A 16,256-nucleotide genomic window follows, 5' to 3' on the forward strand; every position below is an offset into this window, starting at 1 on the left:
TCCGCTCACCGCCTTTCCGCTGCCGCCACGGACGCATCCACGCCCACGTCCATGCCCGCGCCCGTGTCCATGCCCGTGTCCATGCCCGCACCCGTGTCCATGACCGCACCCGCGTCCACGGTGACGTGGGAGCCGGAGACCACCAGCACTCGGCCGTCGACATGCAGGACGTTGACGGGGTGTCCGTAGAGGCGGCTGAGCACCTCGGTGCGGACCACCTCGTCCGTCGTCCCCGCCGCCACCCGGCCGCCCGCGACGTAGACGACGCGGTCCATCACCGGCAGCAGCGGGTTCATGTCGTGGGCGGAGAGCAGCACGGCGATCTGCTGCTCGGCGGCGATGCGCGCGAGCAGGTCCACGATCTCCTGGCCGCTGCGGATGTCGAGGTTGGCCAGTGGCTCGTCGGCCAGCAGCAGCCGCGGGCGGCCGACCAGCGCGTGCGCGATCAGCACCCGCTGCTGCTCGCCGCCGGACAGTTCGCCCACCCGCGCGTCGGCGAACCGGCTCGCGTCGACGGCCTCCAGCATCTCCTCGGTGCGGCGCTGCCGCTCCCGCGACGGCATCCGCCAGCCGACGCGGTGGCCGTCCAGCCCGAGCCCGACCAGGTCGCGTGCCCGGACCGGGGCGTCCGGGTCGATCAGCAGCTTCTGCGGGACGTAGCCGACGGACCGGTGACGGCGCGTCAGCGGTTTGCCCTCGACCAGGACCCGCCCCTGAGTCGGCGCGAGCAGACCCATGACGACGCGCAGGATCGTCGTCTTCCCGGCCCCGTTGGAGCCGATCAGGCCGGTGAACTCGCCCGGCTCCAGAGCGAACCCGATCTCGTCGAGGATCTGGCGTCCGCCGCGCCACACCGAGACGCCCTCGATGTCGAGGACGGCTCCGTGCTCGCTTGTTTCGCCGCTCGTCGACCCGCTCATCACAGGATCGGCGCCGACTGGCCGTGGCCGAGCGCGTTGCCGAGCGCGGTGACCTCGGCGTTCATCCAGGTCTGGTAGGTGTAGCCGGGCGTGGGCATGGTCTCGTAGACGCCCACGATCGGGATGTTGTTCTGCTTGGCCAGCCCGGCCAGCTCCTGCGTCAGCGAGTCGGTGACCTGCTGGTTGTAGACGAAGGCCTTGACCTTGTGGCCGGTGAAGAGCGCCTTCTCGGCCGCCACGTCCTGCGGGGACGGGTCGGTGCCGTTCATCACGTCCGCCTGGAACGCCCACGGGGTGAGGTTCTTGATGCCCGCCGCGTCCAGCAGGTAGTCGGCGACCGGCTCGGTCGTCGCCACGGCCGCGCCCGGGTAGGCGGCCTTCACCTTGGCGAGCGCCTGGGTCCAGGAGTTGAGGGAGGCGTCGAAGGTGGTGGCGTTGGCCTCGAAGGAGGACTTGTGGGCCGGGTCGATCGCCGACAGGTCGTCAGCTATGGCCTTGGCCACCACCGGCATCGTCGACGGCTTGTACCAGAGGTGCGGGTTGGGGGTGGAGTCCGGAAGGCCCAGCAACTGCTGGACGTTGATCACCTTGCGGCTCGAACTACCGGACGCCTGCTCGATCTTGCTCATGAAGTCGTCGTAGCCGACACCGTTCTGCACGATCAGCTGGGCGGCGCTGACGGTCTGCGCGACCTTGGGGTCCGCCTCGAAGGTGTGCGGGTCGGTGGCCGGGTTGCTCATGATGCCGGTGGCCGAGACGTACTGGCCGCCGATCTGGCCGATCACGTCCGCGTACTCGTTCTCGGCGCCGACGGCGACGATCTTCGTCCCGGTGCCGGAGCCGATGCCGGAGCCTGAGGAGTCGGTGCTGGACGCAGACCCACCGCTGTTGGCCGAGCTTGAACAACCCGAGGCCAGCAGCGCCGTACTCGCCACCAGCGCACCCACGGCCACTCGCGCACCGCGCGACCACTTGAACATGCCCATCCCCTGCTCTCACGTCAACTGGAAGTCACCGCCGCACACCGGGGCAGCGACTGGCGGAGCCCCGCCGACGCAAGAAAAGATAATCATGTTCAATAAGGCTGTCCAGGTGTTCTTGGAAACGATTATCAGGTTCTTGCCTGCATCCTTACTTCCGGTCAGTGGACCAGGCGCTCCGCCAGCAACAGCCCGCCGAGCACGATCATCGCCACGCCCGAGCAGCGCGACACCAGCGCGGCGGTCGTCGGCCGGGCCCGCAGCACCCGGCGCGCCGTGGTGCCCACGCCCGCGTAGACGACAGCGCAGTTGGCCGTGTGCACCAACCCCAGCACGGCTATCTGCGCCGCGAACGGCCAGCCGACGCCGCGCGCGGCGAACTGCGGCAGCAGGGCGACGAAGAGCAGCATCGCCTTGGGGTTCAGCCCACTGATGCCCGCACCCCGGACCGCCTGCCGCAGCCACGACTCGGCCCCCGGACCTTCGGGCGCGCCCTCCGCCACCCGGGGAGTGGAAGGCTGAAGCACCGTGCCCACGCCGAGCCGGACCAGGTACGCCGCACCGACGAGCGTGATGACGGTCAGCACCACCGACGTGCGTGCCACCAACGCGGCAACTCCGGCCGCGACCACGGCAGTCAGCACCACATAGCCCGCCAGCAGTCCGCCGACGGCGGGCAGCACGGTCCGCTCCCGGAGTCCGGCGGCGATCGCATAGGCCCAGTCCGCACCGGGAACCAGCACCAGCAGGAACGAGACCACCCAGAACGCGGCCAGAGCGCTGATCGCCATTGCTTCCACTCACCCTCTCGGTCGGGCTCGTGACACCTCGACCGCTCTTGCTGGCCTGCTGGCCGCTCTTGCTGACCGCTTAAGGGAAGGCTAGGCGGATATGTCCGAAAGGTGCTTCCAATCTTTTCCCCGATCCCGCCACCGAGTGGAAGAATCTTCTCCATGGATGACGTCGATCGGAATATTCTTGCCGAGCTGCAGCGCGACGGGCGGCTGACGCTCACCGAGCTCGCCGAGCGGGTCCGGCTCAGCGTCTCCCCCTGCCACCGCCGGCTGCGCGCCCTGGAGCGTTCCGGCGCGATCACCGGCTACCACGCCCAGCTCGACGCCGGAGCCCTCGGGCTGAGCTTCGAGGCGCTGGTCTTCGTCACCATGCGCTACGAGGACCGCGAGACCGTCGCCGCCTTCGAACGGGAGGTGGCCGGCATCCCCTACGTCGTCCAGGCGCAACGGCTGTTCGGCGACCCGGACTTCCTGCTGCGCATCGTCACCCACGACCTGGCCGCCTACCGACAGCTCTACGACGAGCGGTTGGCCACCCTGCCCGGGGTCCAGCGCCTCAGCTCCACGCTCGTCATGGCGAACGTCGTCGAGTCCCGCCCGCTCCCGCTGTGAGCGCCTGACGGTGGATCAGCTCTCGGACGGGCGAAGCAAGCCGGTCCGCTTGACCGTGCTGAGGATCGGCGTCACCTCCAATCCCCTGATGTCGCCCAGCGATCCGACCGTCCCGGTCAGGAAGTCGTAGAGCCCGCCGAGGTCGTGGGCCGCCACCGCCACCAGCAGGTTCGCCGACCCGGTCGTCGCCGCGGCGAACCGCACCTGGGGGTGACGGCTCAGCGCCAGGCCGGTCTCCTCCAGGCTGCCGGGGCCAGTGGAGATCCACAGCAGCGCCTCGCTGCCGACGCCGAGCAGCCCCAGGTCGACCTCGCAGGCCAGCCGCACCATGTGTGCGGAGAGCAGCAGGTCCAGCCGACGCCGCACGGTCGACGCCGAGGTCCCCAGCCGGTCGGCCAGCTCGCTGTGACCGGCGCGCGCGTCCGCCGTCAGCTGCTCGACCAACTCCTGGTCCAGCGGCTGGAGTTCGGGGGCGGCGGCGGGCTCGTGCGCGAACGGGGCGAGGGCGTCGAACTGGTCCTGCGGCAGCAGTCCCGCGCTCCACGCAAACCCCGCCGGAAAGACCTTCAGCAGGTCGCAGGCGTCCCAGGACTGCACGGCGGCCGTGGCGGGCAGGTCGCGCAGCAGCAGCGAGGTGCGGGCCTGGGGGCCGTCGAGGAAGAGGACGCTGCTGATCTCGTCGCCGCCGCCAAGGATGTCGACCCACACGGTGTCCTCGCGCCGCGCGAGCGCTGCGGCGAGCGTCCGGATCCGGCTCGGGCGACAGCGGATCCGCAGCGCCATCGGGATCAGTCCCGGAAAGCGGGCCGGGTTGCGCACCGCCGTCGGGCGCAGCGTTCCGTCGTGCAGCAGCGGCGTCGCCCGGCGCACCACCGTGCGCTCGGAGATCCCGAGCACACGGGCGACCGTACGCCACGACGCCCGGGGCGACGCCATCAGCACGGCGGCGATCCGCCGGTCCGTCTCGTCCAGTGCCTGCCTCATGCGTCCCACTGTCCCACTTCCGTCAGAAGTTGATGACTTGTGGCGCACATCGGGAAGTCCGAGGGGCAGTTCTCGCTGGTTTCCGCCGCCCAGCGATAGAACGGAGTCGTCAGGCAGGAGACGACACAGGAAACGGAACAGGAAAGGGAAGGTGGCAGCGATGATCGCGACGGAACGCCCGGTCGTGGGCACCGGTTCGGGGAGCGTCCTGGGGACGAGGGAGGACGGCGTCGCCGCGTTCCGGGGAATCCCGTATGCGGCCTCCCCCGTGGGGGAGCTGCGCTTTGCCGCCCCCGCGCCGCACCCGACCTGGTCCGGGGCGCGGGACGCCTCCCGCCCCGGACCGGCCGTGCCGCAGGGGCCCTCGCGTCTGGAGCTGGTCATGGGGGTGCGCGCCCCCGACTGGGACGAGGACGGCTCGCTCACGCTCAACGTCTGGACCCCGCGTCTGCCCGCCGACGGCGTCGCAAAGCCCGAACTCCCGGTGCTGGTCTGGTTCCACGGCGGCGGGTTCACCAGCGGGTCCGGTGGGTGGGACTGGTACGACGGCCGCAGGCTGGCCGCCGCCGGCGAGATCGTCGTCGTCACCGCCAACTACCGCGTGGGCCCGCTGGGTTACCTGCACCTTCCGGAGCTCGGCAGCGACAACCTCGGGACGCGGGACCAGGCCGCCGTCCTCGCCTGGGTGCGGGAGAACGTCGCCGCCTTCGGCGGGGATCCGGACCGGCTGACCGTCGGCGGCCAGTCCGCCGGAGCGTTCTCGACCCTCTACCTCGGACTCTCGCCGGTCACCGGCCCGCTGATCAGCCGGCTCATCACCCAGAGCGGCCCATTCGGGCTCCCCCCGCAGGCCCCCGAGGTCGCGGAGGACCACGCCCGACGCTTGCTCAAGATCCTGGCGGTGGACGGCAGCCAGGACGTCCTCACTGCCCTGCGAGCCCTTCCGGTCCAGCAACTGCTCGCGGCATACGGACAGTTGGCCCAGGACCTCGCCCGCCCCGGCGACGTCGCGCCGCCGATGTACCCCGTCCTCGGCGGGTTCGGGATGCCGCAGGCGTGGGAGCAGGCCGTGGCCGCCGGACGTCTCGACGGCAAGCAGCTGCTGGCCGGGACCACGCGGGACGAGATGACGGCCTTCTTCTCCTTCGATCCGCGCATACAAGCCGCCTCGACCGAGCAGGCGCGCGCCGTCGCGGCCCGGCAGATCGCCGACGGCGGCGAGCGTTTCGACCGCATGGCCGCGCAGCGTCCCGGCGCGACGGCGGCCGAGGTCGTCACCGCAGTCGTGACCGAGACCGTGTTCCGCGACGGGACCCTGGCCATCGCCGACCATCAGGCCACGACCGGCAACCCCGCGTACGTCTACCAGTTCGACTACGCCCCGGTGCCGGACCCCGCCCACCTGGGCGCGGCGCACTGCGGCGAGCTCCCCTTCTTCTTCGACACCTTGGACGCCTACGCCCGCCCCGGCAGCCCGATGCTCGGCGAGCCCACCGACGCGGTCCGCGCGCTCGGCCGCACCTTCTCGCGAGCTGCTGCGTCCTTCGTCGCCACCGGCCGACCGGACGCGGACGCCTGGTCGCCGTACCGGCCCGCCGCCCCGGAGACGGTGCGGCACTTCGCCTGACGCCCGGCTGGCTAACAGGCTCCGCGAGGTGCACCAGTTGCACTAGTTGATGCATCAACTATAAGCTGATCCACAACGGAGACCCGCCAGGGAGGCCAATCATGGACCAGCGCGTGACGGACAACGCCGAGCAGTCGCGTTTCGAGGTGTTCGAGGGCGACGAGCTCGCCGGATTCGCCCAGTACCACCGCTTTCGCGACGAGATCGCGTTCATCCACACCGAGATCGACCCGCGCTTCGAGGGACACGGCCTGGGCAGCCTGCTCGCCCGCAACGCGCTGGACGCCGTGCGCGAGCAGGGTCTCTCCGCCCTGCCCTACTGCCCCTTCATCCGCGCGTGGATCAAGAAGCACCCTGAGTACGTCGACCTGGTGCCCGCCACGCAGCGTGAGCGGTTCGGCCTGTGAGCGAGACGCCGCCTGCTGACGGCTACGTCCGCGCCGCCGCGGCGGTCGCGACCGGGCTGCCGACCGACTACGGGGTCGACCTTCACGTCGGCCGACACCGGATCGCCGTCGACGAACCGACCTCCCACGGCGGCGGCGACAGCGGCCCGACCCCCGTCGGACTGCTGATCTCCGCAGTCGCCTCCTGCACGGCGATCACGCTGCGGATGTACGCCGAGCGCAAGTCCTGGCCGCTGGAGGACATCCGGGTGCACGTCGCCTACGAGAAGGGCCCGGACGGCGCGAACCGGATCACCCGGCGCATCGACCTGATCGGCCCGCTCGACGACGCGCAGCGCGCCCGGCTGCTGGAGATCGCCGAGCGCACGCCCGTCACCCGGGCCGTCCGCGAGGGCACGCCGATCGTCACAGCGGCCGACCACCACCCCCTGCCCGCAGCTCCAGAAACCAAGGTGCAGCCATGAGCGTGCGTGACACCACCCCCGACCCCTCGGCGGCGGCCTTCCGCGAGCGCGGCGGACGCGAGCACGTCCCCGGAGCCCCGGTCCGGGACCTGCTCAGCGCCCGGGAGTTCACGCTCGGGGACTCCTCCGTCGTCCGCCGACTACTGCCCACCCTCGGCCGACGGATGGTCGGAGCGTGGGCCTTCGTCGACCACTACGGCCCCGACAACATCGCGGACCAGCCCGGCATGCAGGTCCCCCCGCACCCGCACATCGGCCTGCAGACCGTCAGTTGGCTGCACGCGGGCGAGGTGCTGCACCGCGACAGCGCGGGCCACGTCCAGACCATCCGTCCGCGTGAGCTCGGCCTGATGACGTCGGGACGCGGCATCTCGCACTCGGAGCAGAGCCCCGTCCCCCACCCCCGCCTGCTCCACGGCGCACAACTGTGGGTCGCGCTGCCCGACAGCGCCCGGCACGCCGCCCCTGCATTCGAGCACCACGCGCAGCTGCCGCAGGTCGGCGTCCCCGGCCTGGACGCGACGGTGATCCTCGGCGAGCTGGACGGCGCTGCCTCCCCCGGCACCGTCCACTCTCCCCTGATGGGGGCGGATCTGACTCTCCATCAGGGCACCGAGCTGCGGCTCCCCGTCGAGCCGGACTTCGAGTACGCCGTGCTGACCATGTCCGGCACCACCGAGGTCGACGGTGTCCGCCTCGACCCCGGTTCGATGCTGTACCTCGGCACCGGCCGCCGTGACCTGCCGCTGCGCGCTGTGGACGGGGAGTCGCAGTTCCTGCTGCTCGGCGGCGAGCCGTTCGCCGAGAAGCTCGTCATGTGGTGGAACTTCGTCGGCCGCACCCACGACGAGATCGCCACGGCCCGGCAGGACTGGGCGACCGGCGACCGCTTCGGCCACGTCCTCGGCTACGAGGGCGCGTCCACTCCGGCCCCGGCGCTCCCCACCCACCCGCTCCAGCCGCGCGGGCGGGAGCGCTGAGTCGGGCCGAAGGGCCAGTCCGCAGTACGTGAGGACCTGCGGACCAACCCGTCCAACCGATCGATCCCGTGCGGGTCAGACGGACCCGCCGTCGTGGTGCTCAATCGTCGTCGCCGAGGCGAGGGGCTCCTACTTGACGGTCACCCAGGCAGAGGCTGACACCGTCGCACCGCTGGTGGCGTCGCCGCCGTACACGTAGCGCCAGGAGCCGGAGCGGGAGTCGCGGACCGAAGTGCTGAGCGCGCCGGTGCTGCTGGTGCGGACCCAGCGGACGGTGGTCCAGGTGCTGGAGCCGGCCCTGCGGAACTGGAGGGCGACCCAGCGTCCGGCGTATCCGCGCCAGGCGAACTTCTCCCAGTCAGCGCGGTTGAGCTGGCCCTTGACGGCCAGGTAGGCGCCGTTGCGCACGGTGGCGGCCGAGGGCTTGACGGTGAGGGCGTCGGCGCGCGCGAACATGGTGAAAGTGCCGGCCTTCGGCGTGAACGTGGTCCTGCCGTCCTTGCCGTTCACGAGCACCGCGATGTCGAAGACCATTCCCGCCATGGCGTCGGGGATCTGCATCGTCTTGACGTTGTACGTCTCGGTGTCGGTCATGCCGGCGGTCTCGCCGGTCGAGGTGCGGCTGACGACCGGCAGCGCCGGGCTGGAGGCGAGATCGGCGGCGGTGATCGATTCGCCGCCGGCGGCGGCGTTGTCCGGCCACGGCAGGGCCTTGACGGACGCGATCCCGTCCGGGTCGGTGGCGCTGATCCGGATGACCTCGGACGCCTTGCCGGTCAGGCCCAGGACGAGAGTGGTCGCCGAGGCGTGGGTGATCACGGGCGACGGGGTGGTGGCGGACGCGGCGGTCGGGACCGCCAGCGTGCCGAGCGCAAGCGCGCCGACCAGGGTCGGCGCCGCTATGCGAATGCGCATCTGTGCTCCTTACAAAGACCCCGTCTCCATGACGGGGTCTTGAGAGAGCCGTTATACCAGCCGCTCCTGCCGCGTCTTCGCTGGTGGGGGCCGCATCGTCCCGCGAGGTTCCGGCCCGAGCTGAAGGTGGTTCAGACTCAACCGATGGCGGACGGGGCCATGGAGAGCCCGAAGCCGATGACCACCAGGCACAGCGTCGAGGCCCCGGCGAGCCAACCAGAGGCGCGGCGCTATGCCCGGTCGCCACCGATCCGCCCGTGCCACTCCGCCCAACTCGGCTGATTCCAGGCGTTGATCACGAGGCACCGCGCCTGGCTACCCTGTGGCCATGTCATCGCACGCGCCCGCCGAACTCTCCGGCTCTGACGCCACCACGAACGCCAAGGAAACAGCCGAGGAAACGGCCCAGGAAACGGCCGCCCAACTGGCCGCCCAACTGGCCGCCGACCCGTACGTCGCGTACGCCCGCCTGCGGGAGGCCGGACCGGTCCACCGGGTCGCCGGGACCGACGGGCGTCCCGCATGGCTGGTCACCCGCTACGAGGACGTCCGCCGCGGGCTGGCCGACCCCCGGCTCTCGCTGGACAAGCGGCACGCGCTGCCCGGCAACTACCAGGGCCTGTCACTCCCGGCCGCGCTGGACGCCAACCTGCTCAACATGGACGCCCCCGACCACACCCGGATCCGCCGGCTGGTGTCCCAGGCGTTCACCCCACAGCGCATCGAGCAACTGCGGCTACCGATCCGGCGCACCGCCGAATCCCTGCTGGACGCCTTCCCGGCCGAAGGCCCCGTGGACCTGGTCGCCGCCTACGCCGCGCCGCTGCCGATCACGGTGATCTGCGAGCTTCTCGGCGTGCCCACGGAGGAACGCCGCGACTTCCGCGGCTGGACGGACACCCTCGTCGCCCCCGACCCCTCCCGCCCGAACGAGGCCAGGACCGCGATCGCGGGCATGCTCGGCTACCTGACCCGGCTCATCGCGACCAAGCGCGAACACCCGGGCGACGACCTGCTGTCCGCGATGATCGAGGCCAGGGACGAGGACCGTGACGAAGGTCGGCGTCTCAGCGAGGACGAGTTGCTCTCGCTCGCCTTCCTGATCCTCTTCGCCGGGTACGAGAACACCGTCCAGCTCATCGGCAACGCGGTGCTTGCTCTCCTCGCCCACCCGGACGAACTGGCCGCCCTCCGCGCGGAGCCGGAGCGGATGGGGGCGGCGGTCGGGGAACTGATGCGCTTCGACGCTCCCGCGCCGCTCGCCATCCGGCGCTTCCCGGTCGAGGACGTCACCGTCGACGGCGTCACCATCCCGGCCGGGGAGACCGTCCTGCTCTCGCTCGCCTCCGCGAACCGCGACCCGGACCGCTTCCCGGAGCCGGACCGCCTTGCCCTCGACCGCGCGTCATCCGGCCACCTCGCGCTGGGTCACGGCGTCCACTACTGCCTCGGCGCACCCCTGGCCCGCCTGGAGACGGAGATCGCCCTCGACGCTCTCCTGACCCGCTTCCCCCACCTCACGCTCGCCGTCCCGGCGGCCGACCTCCGCCACCGCCCCTCCATCCGCACCCGCGGACTGGTCGCCCTGCCGGTCGCCTACTGACGCGTCCTGACGATCCCTCACCTGACCCCGACCTGACCCCGACCCTGACCCTGCCCCCGCGGCACGGTCAGCTCGTCCGCGCTCCCGCGCTGATGTTCGCGATGCGGCCCAGGGGGTCGAAGGTGACCTGGACCGTGCTGCCGTCCGGCAGGTGGGCGCGGGTGCCGTCGATGGTCTTCTCGGCGCGGATGCCGTGGTGGGCGAAGTAGCCCCGGACGACCTGGCGGGCGGAGCGGCTGAAGAGGGTCTGGCCGGTCATCAGGAAGCGTGGCATGGCGATCGGGTCCAGCGGGGCGAGCTGGATCTGCGGGTCGTCCGGAGTGAAGTAGACCCGGGTGTCCGAGCCGGCCGACTGGCCGATGTAGCCGGGCGCGCTGAGGACGCCCATCGCGACGAAGGCCAGCGCCTCGGCGGCCCAGCGGGGATCGTCGAAGCCGGACAGGTCCACGCCCGCCTCCCGCAGCTCGGGGATGCGATTGCGCTTCCCGAACTCGGCGACCCGCTCGCTCGCCACCACGACCGGCGTGCCGCGGAGGCTGGGATTGGCCCACGCCCACAGCCACGAGCGGCCGGTGACGTCGAAGGTGCCGAGCAGTCCGACGCGGACGGTGCGACCCGCTGCCCGGTACACCTGCTGCTCCAGGTCCGCCGTCCACTCCCCGCCAGCAGGCAACGCGCGCCCGAGCGCGTCGAGTTGCTCGGTCCCCCAGGCGGCGTGGTACTCCGCGTGACGGAGAAAGGCCTCGGAGAATATCGACTTCACGCGGCAATCCCTAACAACTCAAAGTCAGCAATGTGCAACCGTTGGTAGGGATATCAGACAGCCAGGACGATCCCCGCGTTGACCTGCAGGTTTTCACTGTGGCTTCACAAAAACCCCGGAACGGACAGCTCCGCACAAGCTGTCCCGGCCCCAGGCGGAATCCTGGACGGGCCGACGGACAGGTGATCTACGATCGGCGGCATGGAGAAGTCTGTGCGGAGTGTGCGTCTGGAGCCGTTCACCGAGGACGAGTTCGGTCCTTGGGAGGAGCGGCGGGTCGAGACGTACGCGCGGTCGAACGTCAACGCGGGGTTCTGGTCCGCGGCAGAGGGCTTGGCGAAGTCCCGGGAGGCGTTCGACCAGCTGCTACCGAAGGGACTCGCCACGCCCGACAACCACCTGTGGATGGCGCACGACGCGGAGACGGACGAGCAGGTCGGCACGCTGTGGATCGCGATGCGCGCCCTCGGGAAGAGCAATGAGGCCTACATCTGCTTCGTCGGCGTGGACGAGGCGCACCAAGGCAAAGGTTACGGCCGGGCACTCATGCACGCGGCGACGGACGCCGGGCGGCAGCTCGGGGCGACGTCGATGGGTCTGAACGTCTTCGGGGACAACACCAGGGCTCAGAACCTCTACCACAGCCTCGGGTACGTGGTGCAGGCCCAGAGCATGCGGCTGGACCTCTGACCGCTCGCGCCGTCGCGCGAGCGGTCAGAGCGGGCCTTAGGCGGAGAAGCTGCCGACGCCCGAGACGTGGGAGCCATAGCCCGCAGCCAGCGTGCCGACGCCGCCGGCGGAGCCGGGGAGGCTGGCCGGGATCATGCAGAACGGGTCCGCGTAGACGCGGATGGTGCTGTCGGTGAGGTTGTCCACCACGTGGGCCAGCGGCGGCAGCTTCTGGCAGCCGGTCGGGTTCTGGTAGATGTCCAGCGGCTGGAGCTCGGTCGAGAAGACGACCACTTGACCGGTCGCCGCCTGCGCGGGACCGGCGGCGAGGCCGACGACGGCCGTGAAGGCCGCCAGGGCCCCGGCGATGACGGTTGCGGTACGACGCATGAGACTTCCTCCAGTGAGGGTTAAGGGGTGAGCGGTCACCCGCGGATGCGGGCGCACAGGGGGGCCGCTGCGAGCGACCCGGCGACGCGGCGCACGGCCTGTTCGGCGGAGCGGACCGCGCCCTCGCTGTTGGGCCGCAGGAGGGTCCAATCGCCGACGTACTCGATTGGGCCGGCCGGACGCGCGGCGAACGCGCCGCGCAGGCGGAGCGCTGCGGGCGTTGCTTCCGGAAGGCCGTGGCGGAAGCGGTGCACCAACGTGCGGGTGGTGGCCGCGCCGAGGCCGGGCAGGAACCGTTCGGCCTCGGCGGCGACCACCCGCGTGAACTCCTCGTCGGGCGCGTCCAGCAGGTCCGGCCCGGCCCACGGTGAGGCGAACAGGGTGACCATCCCGCGCCCCGCCGGGACGCGGCCCTCGGCCTTGAGATGGTCCAACAGCAGCCCGGCGCAGATGCGGCTCTCCCGCTCCGGGATCGAGAGGGCGTAGCTGGGGGTGCGCGTCGGGCTGGGCAGCGGCCGGTCCAGGAGGCAGACGGCCTTGAGCATCGGCGCGAAGGTGCACGCTTCCAGGAAGGGGCGCTCCTCCGGCGTCGCGTCCACGTCCAGGGCCAGGGTGACCGGTGCCGGGACGGCGAGCACGAGCTGACGGGCCGTCAGTACGCGGCCGTCGACGAGGTGAAGGCGGGCGCGGTCCGACCCGGTCCGCTCGACCACCAGCGCGGGGCTGCCGAGTTGCACGGGCACCTGCCGTGCCAGAGCACGGGCGAGCGTGTCCATCCCGGTGCGGTACGTGGACCACCGCGCTCCCGCGCCGCCGACCGCGAGCAGCAACGCCAACATCGGGGCGACTGCGGAGCGTTCGGGACGCCAGCCGAAGCAGTGGCTGGAGAACGGCTGCAGCAGGCAGTCGAGCAGCTCGGGGTGGTAGGCGCCGGCGTACTCGGCGACGGTGGCCGCGCCGAGGGGCGAGACCTCGGGGCGGTCGGCGTCGAACTCCGCGCGGTTGCCGAGCAGGTGGGCGGTGGAGCGGAGCCAGGCGAGTCGGCCGCGCCAGGACATGCCCGCACCGGTCAGCAGGCCGAGCGGGTGGCCCAGCCGCGCATGGGCGCGCCCGTCGCGCCACAGCGCGAATCCTGCCCGGATCGGCACCAGGTCCTCGCGTGGAACGGCGAGTTCGCGGATGAGCCGCCACGTGGCCTCGTAGCCACGGTCGGCGATGGTCTCGGCGCCCTCGTCGATCAGGTATCCGTCGACGCGGGAACTGGCCATCCGCCCGCCGACGCGCGGCGCGGCCTCGAAGACCTGGACGGAGCGTCCCGCCTGCTGCAGCCGGTAGGCGGCGGTGAGTCCGCCGATGCCCGCGCCAACGACGGCGACGTCAAGGTCGAGACCCGAGGCGCCACCCGACTCCAGGCCGTTCATGTCCACCGTCCCGTGCCGTGGCCGACGCTTCCGGCCAGGTAGCGGTCGCGCAGCTCGTGGCGGCGGACCTTGCCGGTCCCGGTGCGCGGGACGTCGTCCCGGTCCAGCACGAGCGGCTCGGCCAGGGCCGGCAGGTCGCGCACGGCCTCCTTCCAACGCCCGGGCTCGATGGGCCCGTTGACGATGAGCACCGGTTGCGGTGTGCGGTCCACGCCGCCGAGGACGACGGCCTCCTCGACCTCGGGCAGACGGTCCTGGAGCACGTCCTCCAGCTCGACGCAGCTGACGCCGGGGATCATGTCGACCTCGCGGTCGAGCAGCAGCACCGCGCCGGAGCGCGTGCGGACGGCCAGGTCACCGGTGTTGAACCAGGGACCGCGCACCTTCTGCTGCCAGCGGTCCTGCTCGCCGAGATAGCCGAGGCAGCAGGCCTTCGTCCGGGTGAGGACCAGACCCACCTCGCCGCGCGCGACGGGCCGGAAGGTGTGCGGGTCGACCACCCGCAGGCCCACCCAACCCGGCAGCGGACGGCCGAGGTTGCGGGTGGTGGGGTGCCGCTGGGCACGCCGGGCGAGGGCGCGGCGGGTGAGGAACCGGAAGGTCAGCGGCCCGGTCTCGGTCTGGCCCCACCCCTGCATCCACAGCGGGACGCGGCGCCGGCTGGCGTGGAGGAAGGCGCGAACGGTCGGCGGGTGGACCGCGTCGAAGGTGGAGATGTAGAGCCGCACGTCGCGGAACGGGCTGCGCTGCGCGGCGGCCAGTCGGTGCCAGCGCACGTAGGTGGACGGCAGCGCCTCCACGATGGTGGGCGGGTGCGCGTCCAGCAGCCGACCGGCGGTGTCGGGGTCGGAGTCGGAGTCGGCGACGATGACGACCTCGCGTGGCTGGTGCCAGAACGTGCTCACCGTCCACGACAGCGCGCGGCCGTGGGCGAAGGACGTGGCGCTGGCGAAGACGTCCGCGCGGCCCGCGGTGAGGACGGGCCAGGGCATCGCCTCGAAGCCGGTCAGCCGACGGATCAGGGTCGTGGTGGAGTGGACGACCAGCTTGGGCGCGCCGGTGGTGCCGGAGGTGTGCAACACGGCCAGCGGCAGATCGTCCGCGCGGCGGTGGACCCGGGCGGGCGGCTCGTCGGGCAGGTCGTGCAGCGCGGTGACACCGGATCGGCGGCCGTCGCCGGGCGCGCCCCGGTCCAGCGTCACCGTCTGCCCGGCGTGCCGGGTCAGCTCCATCCCGGCGGCGGTCCCGGCGCGCAGCAGGCGCGTCTCGGTGACCAGGACGGCGGGCTGCAGCCGGTCGAGCAGGCTGTCCAGCACCTGCGGGTCGAGGTGGTCGGAGAGCAGCGCCGGGACCGCGCCGATCCGGGCGGCGGCGCAGGCGATCAGCGCGTAGTCCCAGTGGTTGCGCTTGACGACGGCGACATGGTCGCCGGGACGGGCTCCGGCGGCGGCCAGCCGTGCCGCGGTGGCACGGACCAGCCCGGCCACCTGCGGCACGGTCCACCGGGTGCCCGCCTCGGGGGCGAGGTCGAGCGGGCGGCTGAGATGGACGATGGTCGGCGAGCGCCGCCGGGCGAGCGCGTCGAAGACGACGCCGGGGTGGAGGGGCTTCACCGCTGCGTCACCGCCAGCAGCAGGTCGGCGGAGATCATCAGCGCGGTGGCGATCCGGTGCAGCCGGATGCCGAGCGTCCGCGCGCCGAACACGTTGCCGCGCAGGTTCCCCTTGACCCACTGCAGTGCGCGCAGCGCGATGACCGGCGACATCAGCAGCGGGAACCACCACGGGCCGATCCCGACGGACGAGGGGACGATGATCAGCAGGGCTTCGAACGCGGAGACCGCGCCGATGAACGCGGCGTTCCCGCGCACGGACGCGACGCAGGCGACCGTGAGACGGCCGACGGCGCGGTCCCCGTCGCGGTCGTTGATGTTGGAGTAGACGCCGAACAGTGCCGGACCGAGGCCGAAGACCAGGGCCTGGACGACGACGAACCCGGGGGCCTGCCCGGTCAGCAGGCCGAAGAGCGGCAGCACGTAACCCCAGCCGAGGGCGGCCAGGAAGAGCTCCTGGAAGCCCCGGTAGCTGAGCTTGAGCCACCACGAGTACTGGAACCCGAAGACCAGACAGGCCCCGGTCCCGAGCACCGCCCACAGCGGCCGGGCGGGCGCCAGCGCCACGCTCGCGCCCCAGAACCCGGCGCAGAGCGCGGTTGCGGCCGAGCCGAAGCGCAGTGCTTGACGCTCCGTCAGTGTCCCGGCGATCAGCGGCTTGCGGGCGAGGCGTCGCGCGGCGGCGTCGGGGCCGTAGTTGGCGGCGTCGCTGCCGTCCCGGTAGCCGGTGACGTCGTCGAAGGCCACCATCCCGGCGACCATGGTGAGTTCACCGAGGAAGAAGAGCAGCAGCACGAGGGCGGACCGGCCCACGTAGGCCAGGTCGGATGCCGCGCCGAAGGGGACCAGCATCGCCGCGACCAGCGGAATGCTCAGGTAGTAGTCGAGGATGTCGAGCTTGGCCAGCTTGGCGTAGGCGCGCCGGCTGCCGGGCGTGATCACCGGACCGTCGGCCGACCTTCCGGCCGGACGGACGGGAAGGGTCACGACCGTTGCCTGGCTGGGGGCTTGGGCTCCTGGCTGGGCCGCGGTGTCGAGTGCGGACGCGGGTTCCATCGGGCGGGTGCTCCTCCTGCATTGTGGTGCTGCTTTGCTGCGGTGCTGCGGTCGTGCGG

At 71.8% G+C, this 16,256-nt stretch carries 17 protein-coding genes; 7 read left to right on the forward strand and 10 right to left on the reverse strand.

The window, feature by feature from the left end; translation table 11 throughout:
- Positions 1-5 precede the first annotated feature (5 nt).
- From ABH940_RS06395 to ABH940_RS06405, 3 genes are all read right to left on the reverse strand, one after another.
- A complete protein-coding gene (locus ABH940_RS06395) occupies positions 6-920 on the reverse strand; it encodes a metal ABC transporter ATP-binding protein (protein WP_370066796.1) in 915 nt (304 codons plus the stop codon).
- Positions 920-1,900: a metal ABC transporter solute-binding protein, Zn/Mn family gene (locus tag ABH940_RS06400; protein WP_370066794.1), complete on the reverse strand. Its 981-nt coding sequence runs from the start codon at positions 1,898-1,900 to the stop codon at positions 920-922. Before ABH940_RS06400 ends, ABH940_RS06395 begins: the two co-directional genes overlap by 1 nt.
- Before the next feature lie 161 nt (positions 1,901-2,061).
- Positions 2,062-2,691 (reverse strand): LysE family translocator, encoded by a 630-nt coding sequence (locus tag ABH940_RS06405; RefSeq protein WP_370066791.1) that lies wholly within the window; start codon positions 2,689-2,691, stop codon positions 2,062-2,064.
- A 162-nt stretch (positions 2,692-2,853) separates the two neighbouring features.
- Between ABH940_RS06405 and ABH940_RS06410 the strand changes: the two genes are divergently transcribed.
- On the forward strand, positions 2,854-3,306 hold the full coding sequence (locus ABH940_RS06410) for an Lrp/AsnC family transcriptional regulator (protein WP_370066789.1): 453 nt from the start codon (positions 2,854-2,856) through the stop codon (positions 3,304-3,306).
- Between the two features lie 15 nt (positions 3,307-3,321).
- Here ABH940_RS06410 and ABH940_RS06415 read toward each other — a convergent pair whose 3' ends face one another.
- Positions 3,322-4,290, reverse strand: a complete 969-nt coding sequence (locus tag ABH940_RS06415; protein WP_370066787.1) for an Lrp/AsnC family transcriptional regulator — start codon at positions 4,288-4,290, stop codon at positions 3,322-3,324.
- Between the two features lie 160 nt (positions 4,291-4,450).
- Between ABH940_RS06415 and ABH940_RS06420 the strand changes: the two genes are divergently transcribed.
- From ABH940_RS06420 to ABH940_RS06435, 4 genes are all read left to right on the forward strand, one after another.
- On the forward strand, positions 4,451-5,917 hold the full coding sequence (locus tag ABH940_RS06420; RefSeq protein WP_370066785.1) for a carboxylesterase/lipase family protein: 1,467 nt from the start codon (positions 4,451-4,453) through the stop codon (positions 5,915-5,917).
- A gap of 101 nt (positions 5,918-6,018) precedes the next feature.
- Positions 6,019-6,324 (forward strand): GNAT family N-acetyltransferase, encoded by a 306-nt coding sequence (locus ABH940_RS06425; RefSeq protein ID WP_370066783.1) that lies wholly within the window; start codon positions 6,019-6,021, stop codon positions 6,322-6,324.
- Entirely contained in the window at positions 6,321-6,788 is a 468-nt protein-coding gene (locus ABH940_RS06430) for an OsmC family protein (RefSeq protein ID WP_370066781.1), read from the forward strand. Before ABH940_RS06425 ends, ABH940_RS06430 begins: the two co-directional genes overlap by 4 nt.
- The gene (locus ABH940_RS06435) at positions 6,785-7,768 is read left to right on the forward strand and encodes a pirin family protein (protein WP_370104641.1); all 984 of its coding nucleotides are present in this window, start codon (positions 6,785-6,787) and stop codon (positions 7,766-7,768) included. Before ABH940_RS06430 ends, ABH940_RS06435 begins: the two co-directional genes overlap by 4 nt.
- Before the next feature lie 129 nt (positions 7,769-7,897).
- Here the strand turns inward: ABH940_RS06435 and ABH940_RS06440 are convergent, their stop codons facing one another.
- Positions 7,898-8,683, reverse strand: coding sequence for a hypothetical protein (locus tag ABH940_RS06440; protein WP_370066777.1), 786 nt, complete (start codon positions 8,681-8,683; stop codon positions 7,898-7,900).
- A gap of 328 nt (positions 8,684-9,011) precedes the next feature.
- On the opposite strand from ABH940_RS06440, the gene ABH940_RS06445 reads away from it, so the two are divergent.
- Positions 9,012-10,286: a cytochrome P450 gene (locus tag ABH940_RS06445; protein ID WP_370066775.1), complete on the forward strand. Its 1,275-nt coding sequence runs from the start codon at positions 9,012-9,014 to the stop codon at positions 10,284-10,286.
- A gap of 67 nt (positions 10,287-10,353) precedes the next feature.
- Here the strand turns inward: ABH940_RS06445 and ABH940_RS06450 are convergent, their stop codons facing one another.
- Complete coding sequence (locus ABH940_RS06450; protein ID WP_370066773.1) at positions 10,354-11,049, reverse strand: DUF6882 domain-containing protein; 696 nt, start codon at positions 11,047-11,049, stop codon at positions 10,354-10,356.
- 201 nt (positions 11,050-11,250) lie between these two features.
- Between ABH940_RS06450 and ABH940_RS06455 the strand changes: the two genes are divergently transcribed.
- Entirely contained in the window at positions 11,251-11,739 is a 489-nt protein-coding gene (locus ABH940_RS06455) for a GNAT family N-acetyltransferase (RefSeq protein WP_370066771.1), read from the forward strand.
- Between the two features lie 36 nt (positions 11,740-11,775).
- On the opposite strand, the gene ABH940_RS06460 is transcribed toward ABH940_RS06455, so the two are convergent.
- The 4 genes from ABH940_RS06460 to ABH940_RS06475 are packed head-to-tail and all read right to left on the reverse strand — an operon-like array spanning position 11,776 to position 16,197.
- Entirely contained in the window at positions 11,776-12,108 is a 333-nt protein-coding gene (locus tag ABH940_RS06460) for a hypothetical protein (protein WP_370066769.1), read from the reverse strand.
- Between the two features lie 35 nt (positions 12,109-12,143).
- Positions 12,144-13,529 carry an NAD(P)/FAD-dependent oxidoreductase gene (locus tag ABH940_RS06465; protein ID WP_370066767.1) on the reverse strand — a complete coding sequence of 462 codons (1,386 nt, stop codon included), beginning with the start codon at positions 13,527-13,529 and terminating at the stop codon, positions 12,144-12,146.
- Complete coding sequence (locus ABH940_RS06470) at positions 13,526-15,142, reverse strand: class I adenylate-forming enzyme family protein (RefSeq protein ID WP_370066765.1); 1,617 nt, start codon at positions 15,140-15,142, stop codon at positions 13,526-13,528. The genes ABH940_RS06465 and ABH940_RS06470 overlap by 4 nt, the downstream gene beginning before the upstream one ends.
- Positions 15,139-16,197 (reverse strand): UbiA family prenyltransferase, encoded by a 1,059-nt coding sequence (locus ABH940_RS06475; protein WP_370066763.1) that lies wholly within the window; start codon positions 16,195-16,197, stop codon positions 15,139-15,141. The genes ABH940_RS06470 and ABH940_RS06475 overlap by 4 nt, the downstream gene beginning before the upstream one ends.
- Positions 16,198-16,256: the final 59 nt, after the last annotated feature.

It is taken from the genome of Streptacidiphilus sp. BW17, from assembly GCF_041262485.1.
Classification (GTDB): Bacteria; Actinomycetota; Actinomycetes; order Streptomycetales; family Streptomycetaceae; genus Streptacidiphilus.

Excerpts from the sequence above, each read along its gene's own strand:
- ABH940_RS06445 (WP_370066775.1), top strand. The coding sequence starts at position 9,012 with ATGTCATCGCACGCGCCCGCCGAACTCTCCGGCTCTGACGCCACCACG.
- ABH940_RS06455 (WP_370066771.1), top strand. The coding sequence starts at position 11,251 with ATGGAGAAGTCTGTGCGGAGTGTGCGTCTGGAGCCGTTCACCGAGGAC.
- ABH940_RS06440 (WP_370066777.1), bottom strand. The coding sequence starts at position 8,683 with ATGCGCATTCGCATAGCGGCGCCGACCCTGGTCGGCGCGCTTGCGCTC.
- ABH940_RS06425 (WP_370066783.1), top strand. The coding sequence starts at position 6,019 with ATGGACCAGCGCGTGACGGACAACGCCGAGCAGTCGCGTTTCGAGGTG.
- ABH940_RS06415 (WP_370066787.1), bottom strand. The coding sequence starts at position 4,290 with ATGAGGCAGGCACTGGACGAGACGGACCGGCGGATCGCCGCCGTGCTG.
- ABH940_RS06460 (WP_370066769.1), bottom strand. The coding sequence starts at position 12,108 with ATGCGTCGTACCGCAACCGTCATCGCCGGGGCCCTGGCGGCCTTCACG.
- ABH940_RS06410 (WP_370066789.1), top strand. The coding sequence starts at position 2,854 with ATGGATGACGTCGATCGGAATATTCTTGCCGAGCTGCAGCGCGACGGG.
- ABH940_RS06400 (WP_370066794.1), bottom strand. The coding sequence starts at position 1,900 with ATGTTCAAGTGGTCGCGCGGTGCGCGAGTGGCCGTGGGTGCGCTGGTG.
- ABH940_RS06435 (WP_370104641.1), top strand. The coding sequence starts at position 6,785 with ATGAGCGTGCGTGACACCACCCCCGACCCCTCGGCGGCGGCCTTCCGC.
- ABH940_RS06420 (WP_370066785.1), top strand. The coding sequence starts at position 4,451 with ATGATCGCGACGGAACGCCCGGTCGTGGGCACCGGTTCGGGGAGCGTC.
- ABH940_RS06395 (WP_370066796.1), bottom strand. The coding sequence starts at position 920 with ATGAGCGGGTCGACGAGCGGCGAAACAAGCGAGCACGGAGCCGTCCTC.
- ABH940_RS06405 (WP_370066791.1), bottom strand. The coding sequence starts at position 2,691 with ATGGCGATCAGCGCTCTGGCCGCGTTCTGGGTGGTCTCGTTCCTGCTG.
- ABH940_RS06465 (WP_370066767.1), bottom strand. The coding sequence starts at position 13,529 with ATGAACGGCCTGGAGTCGGGTGGCGCCTCGGGTCTCGACCTTGACGTC.
- ABH940_RS06475 (WP_370066763.1), bottom strand. The coding sequence starts at position 16,197 with ATGGAACCCGCGTCCGCACTCGACACCGCGGCCCAGCCAGGAGCCCAA.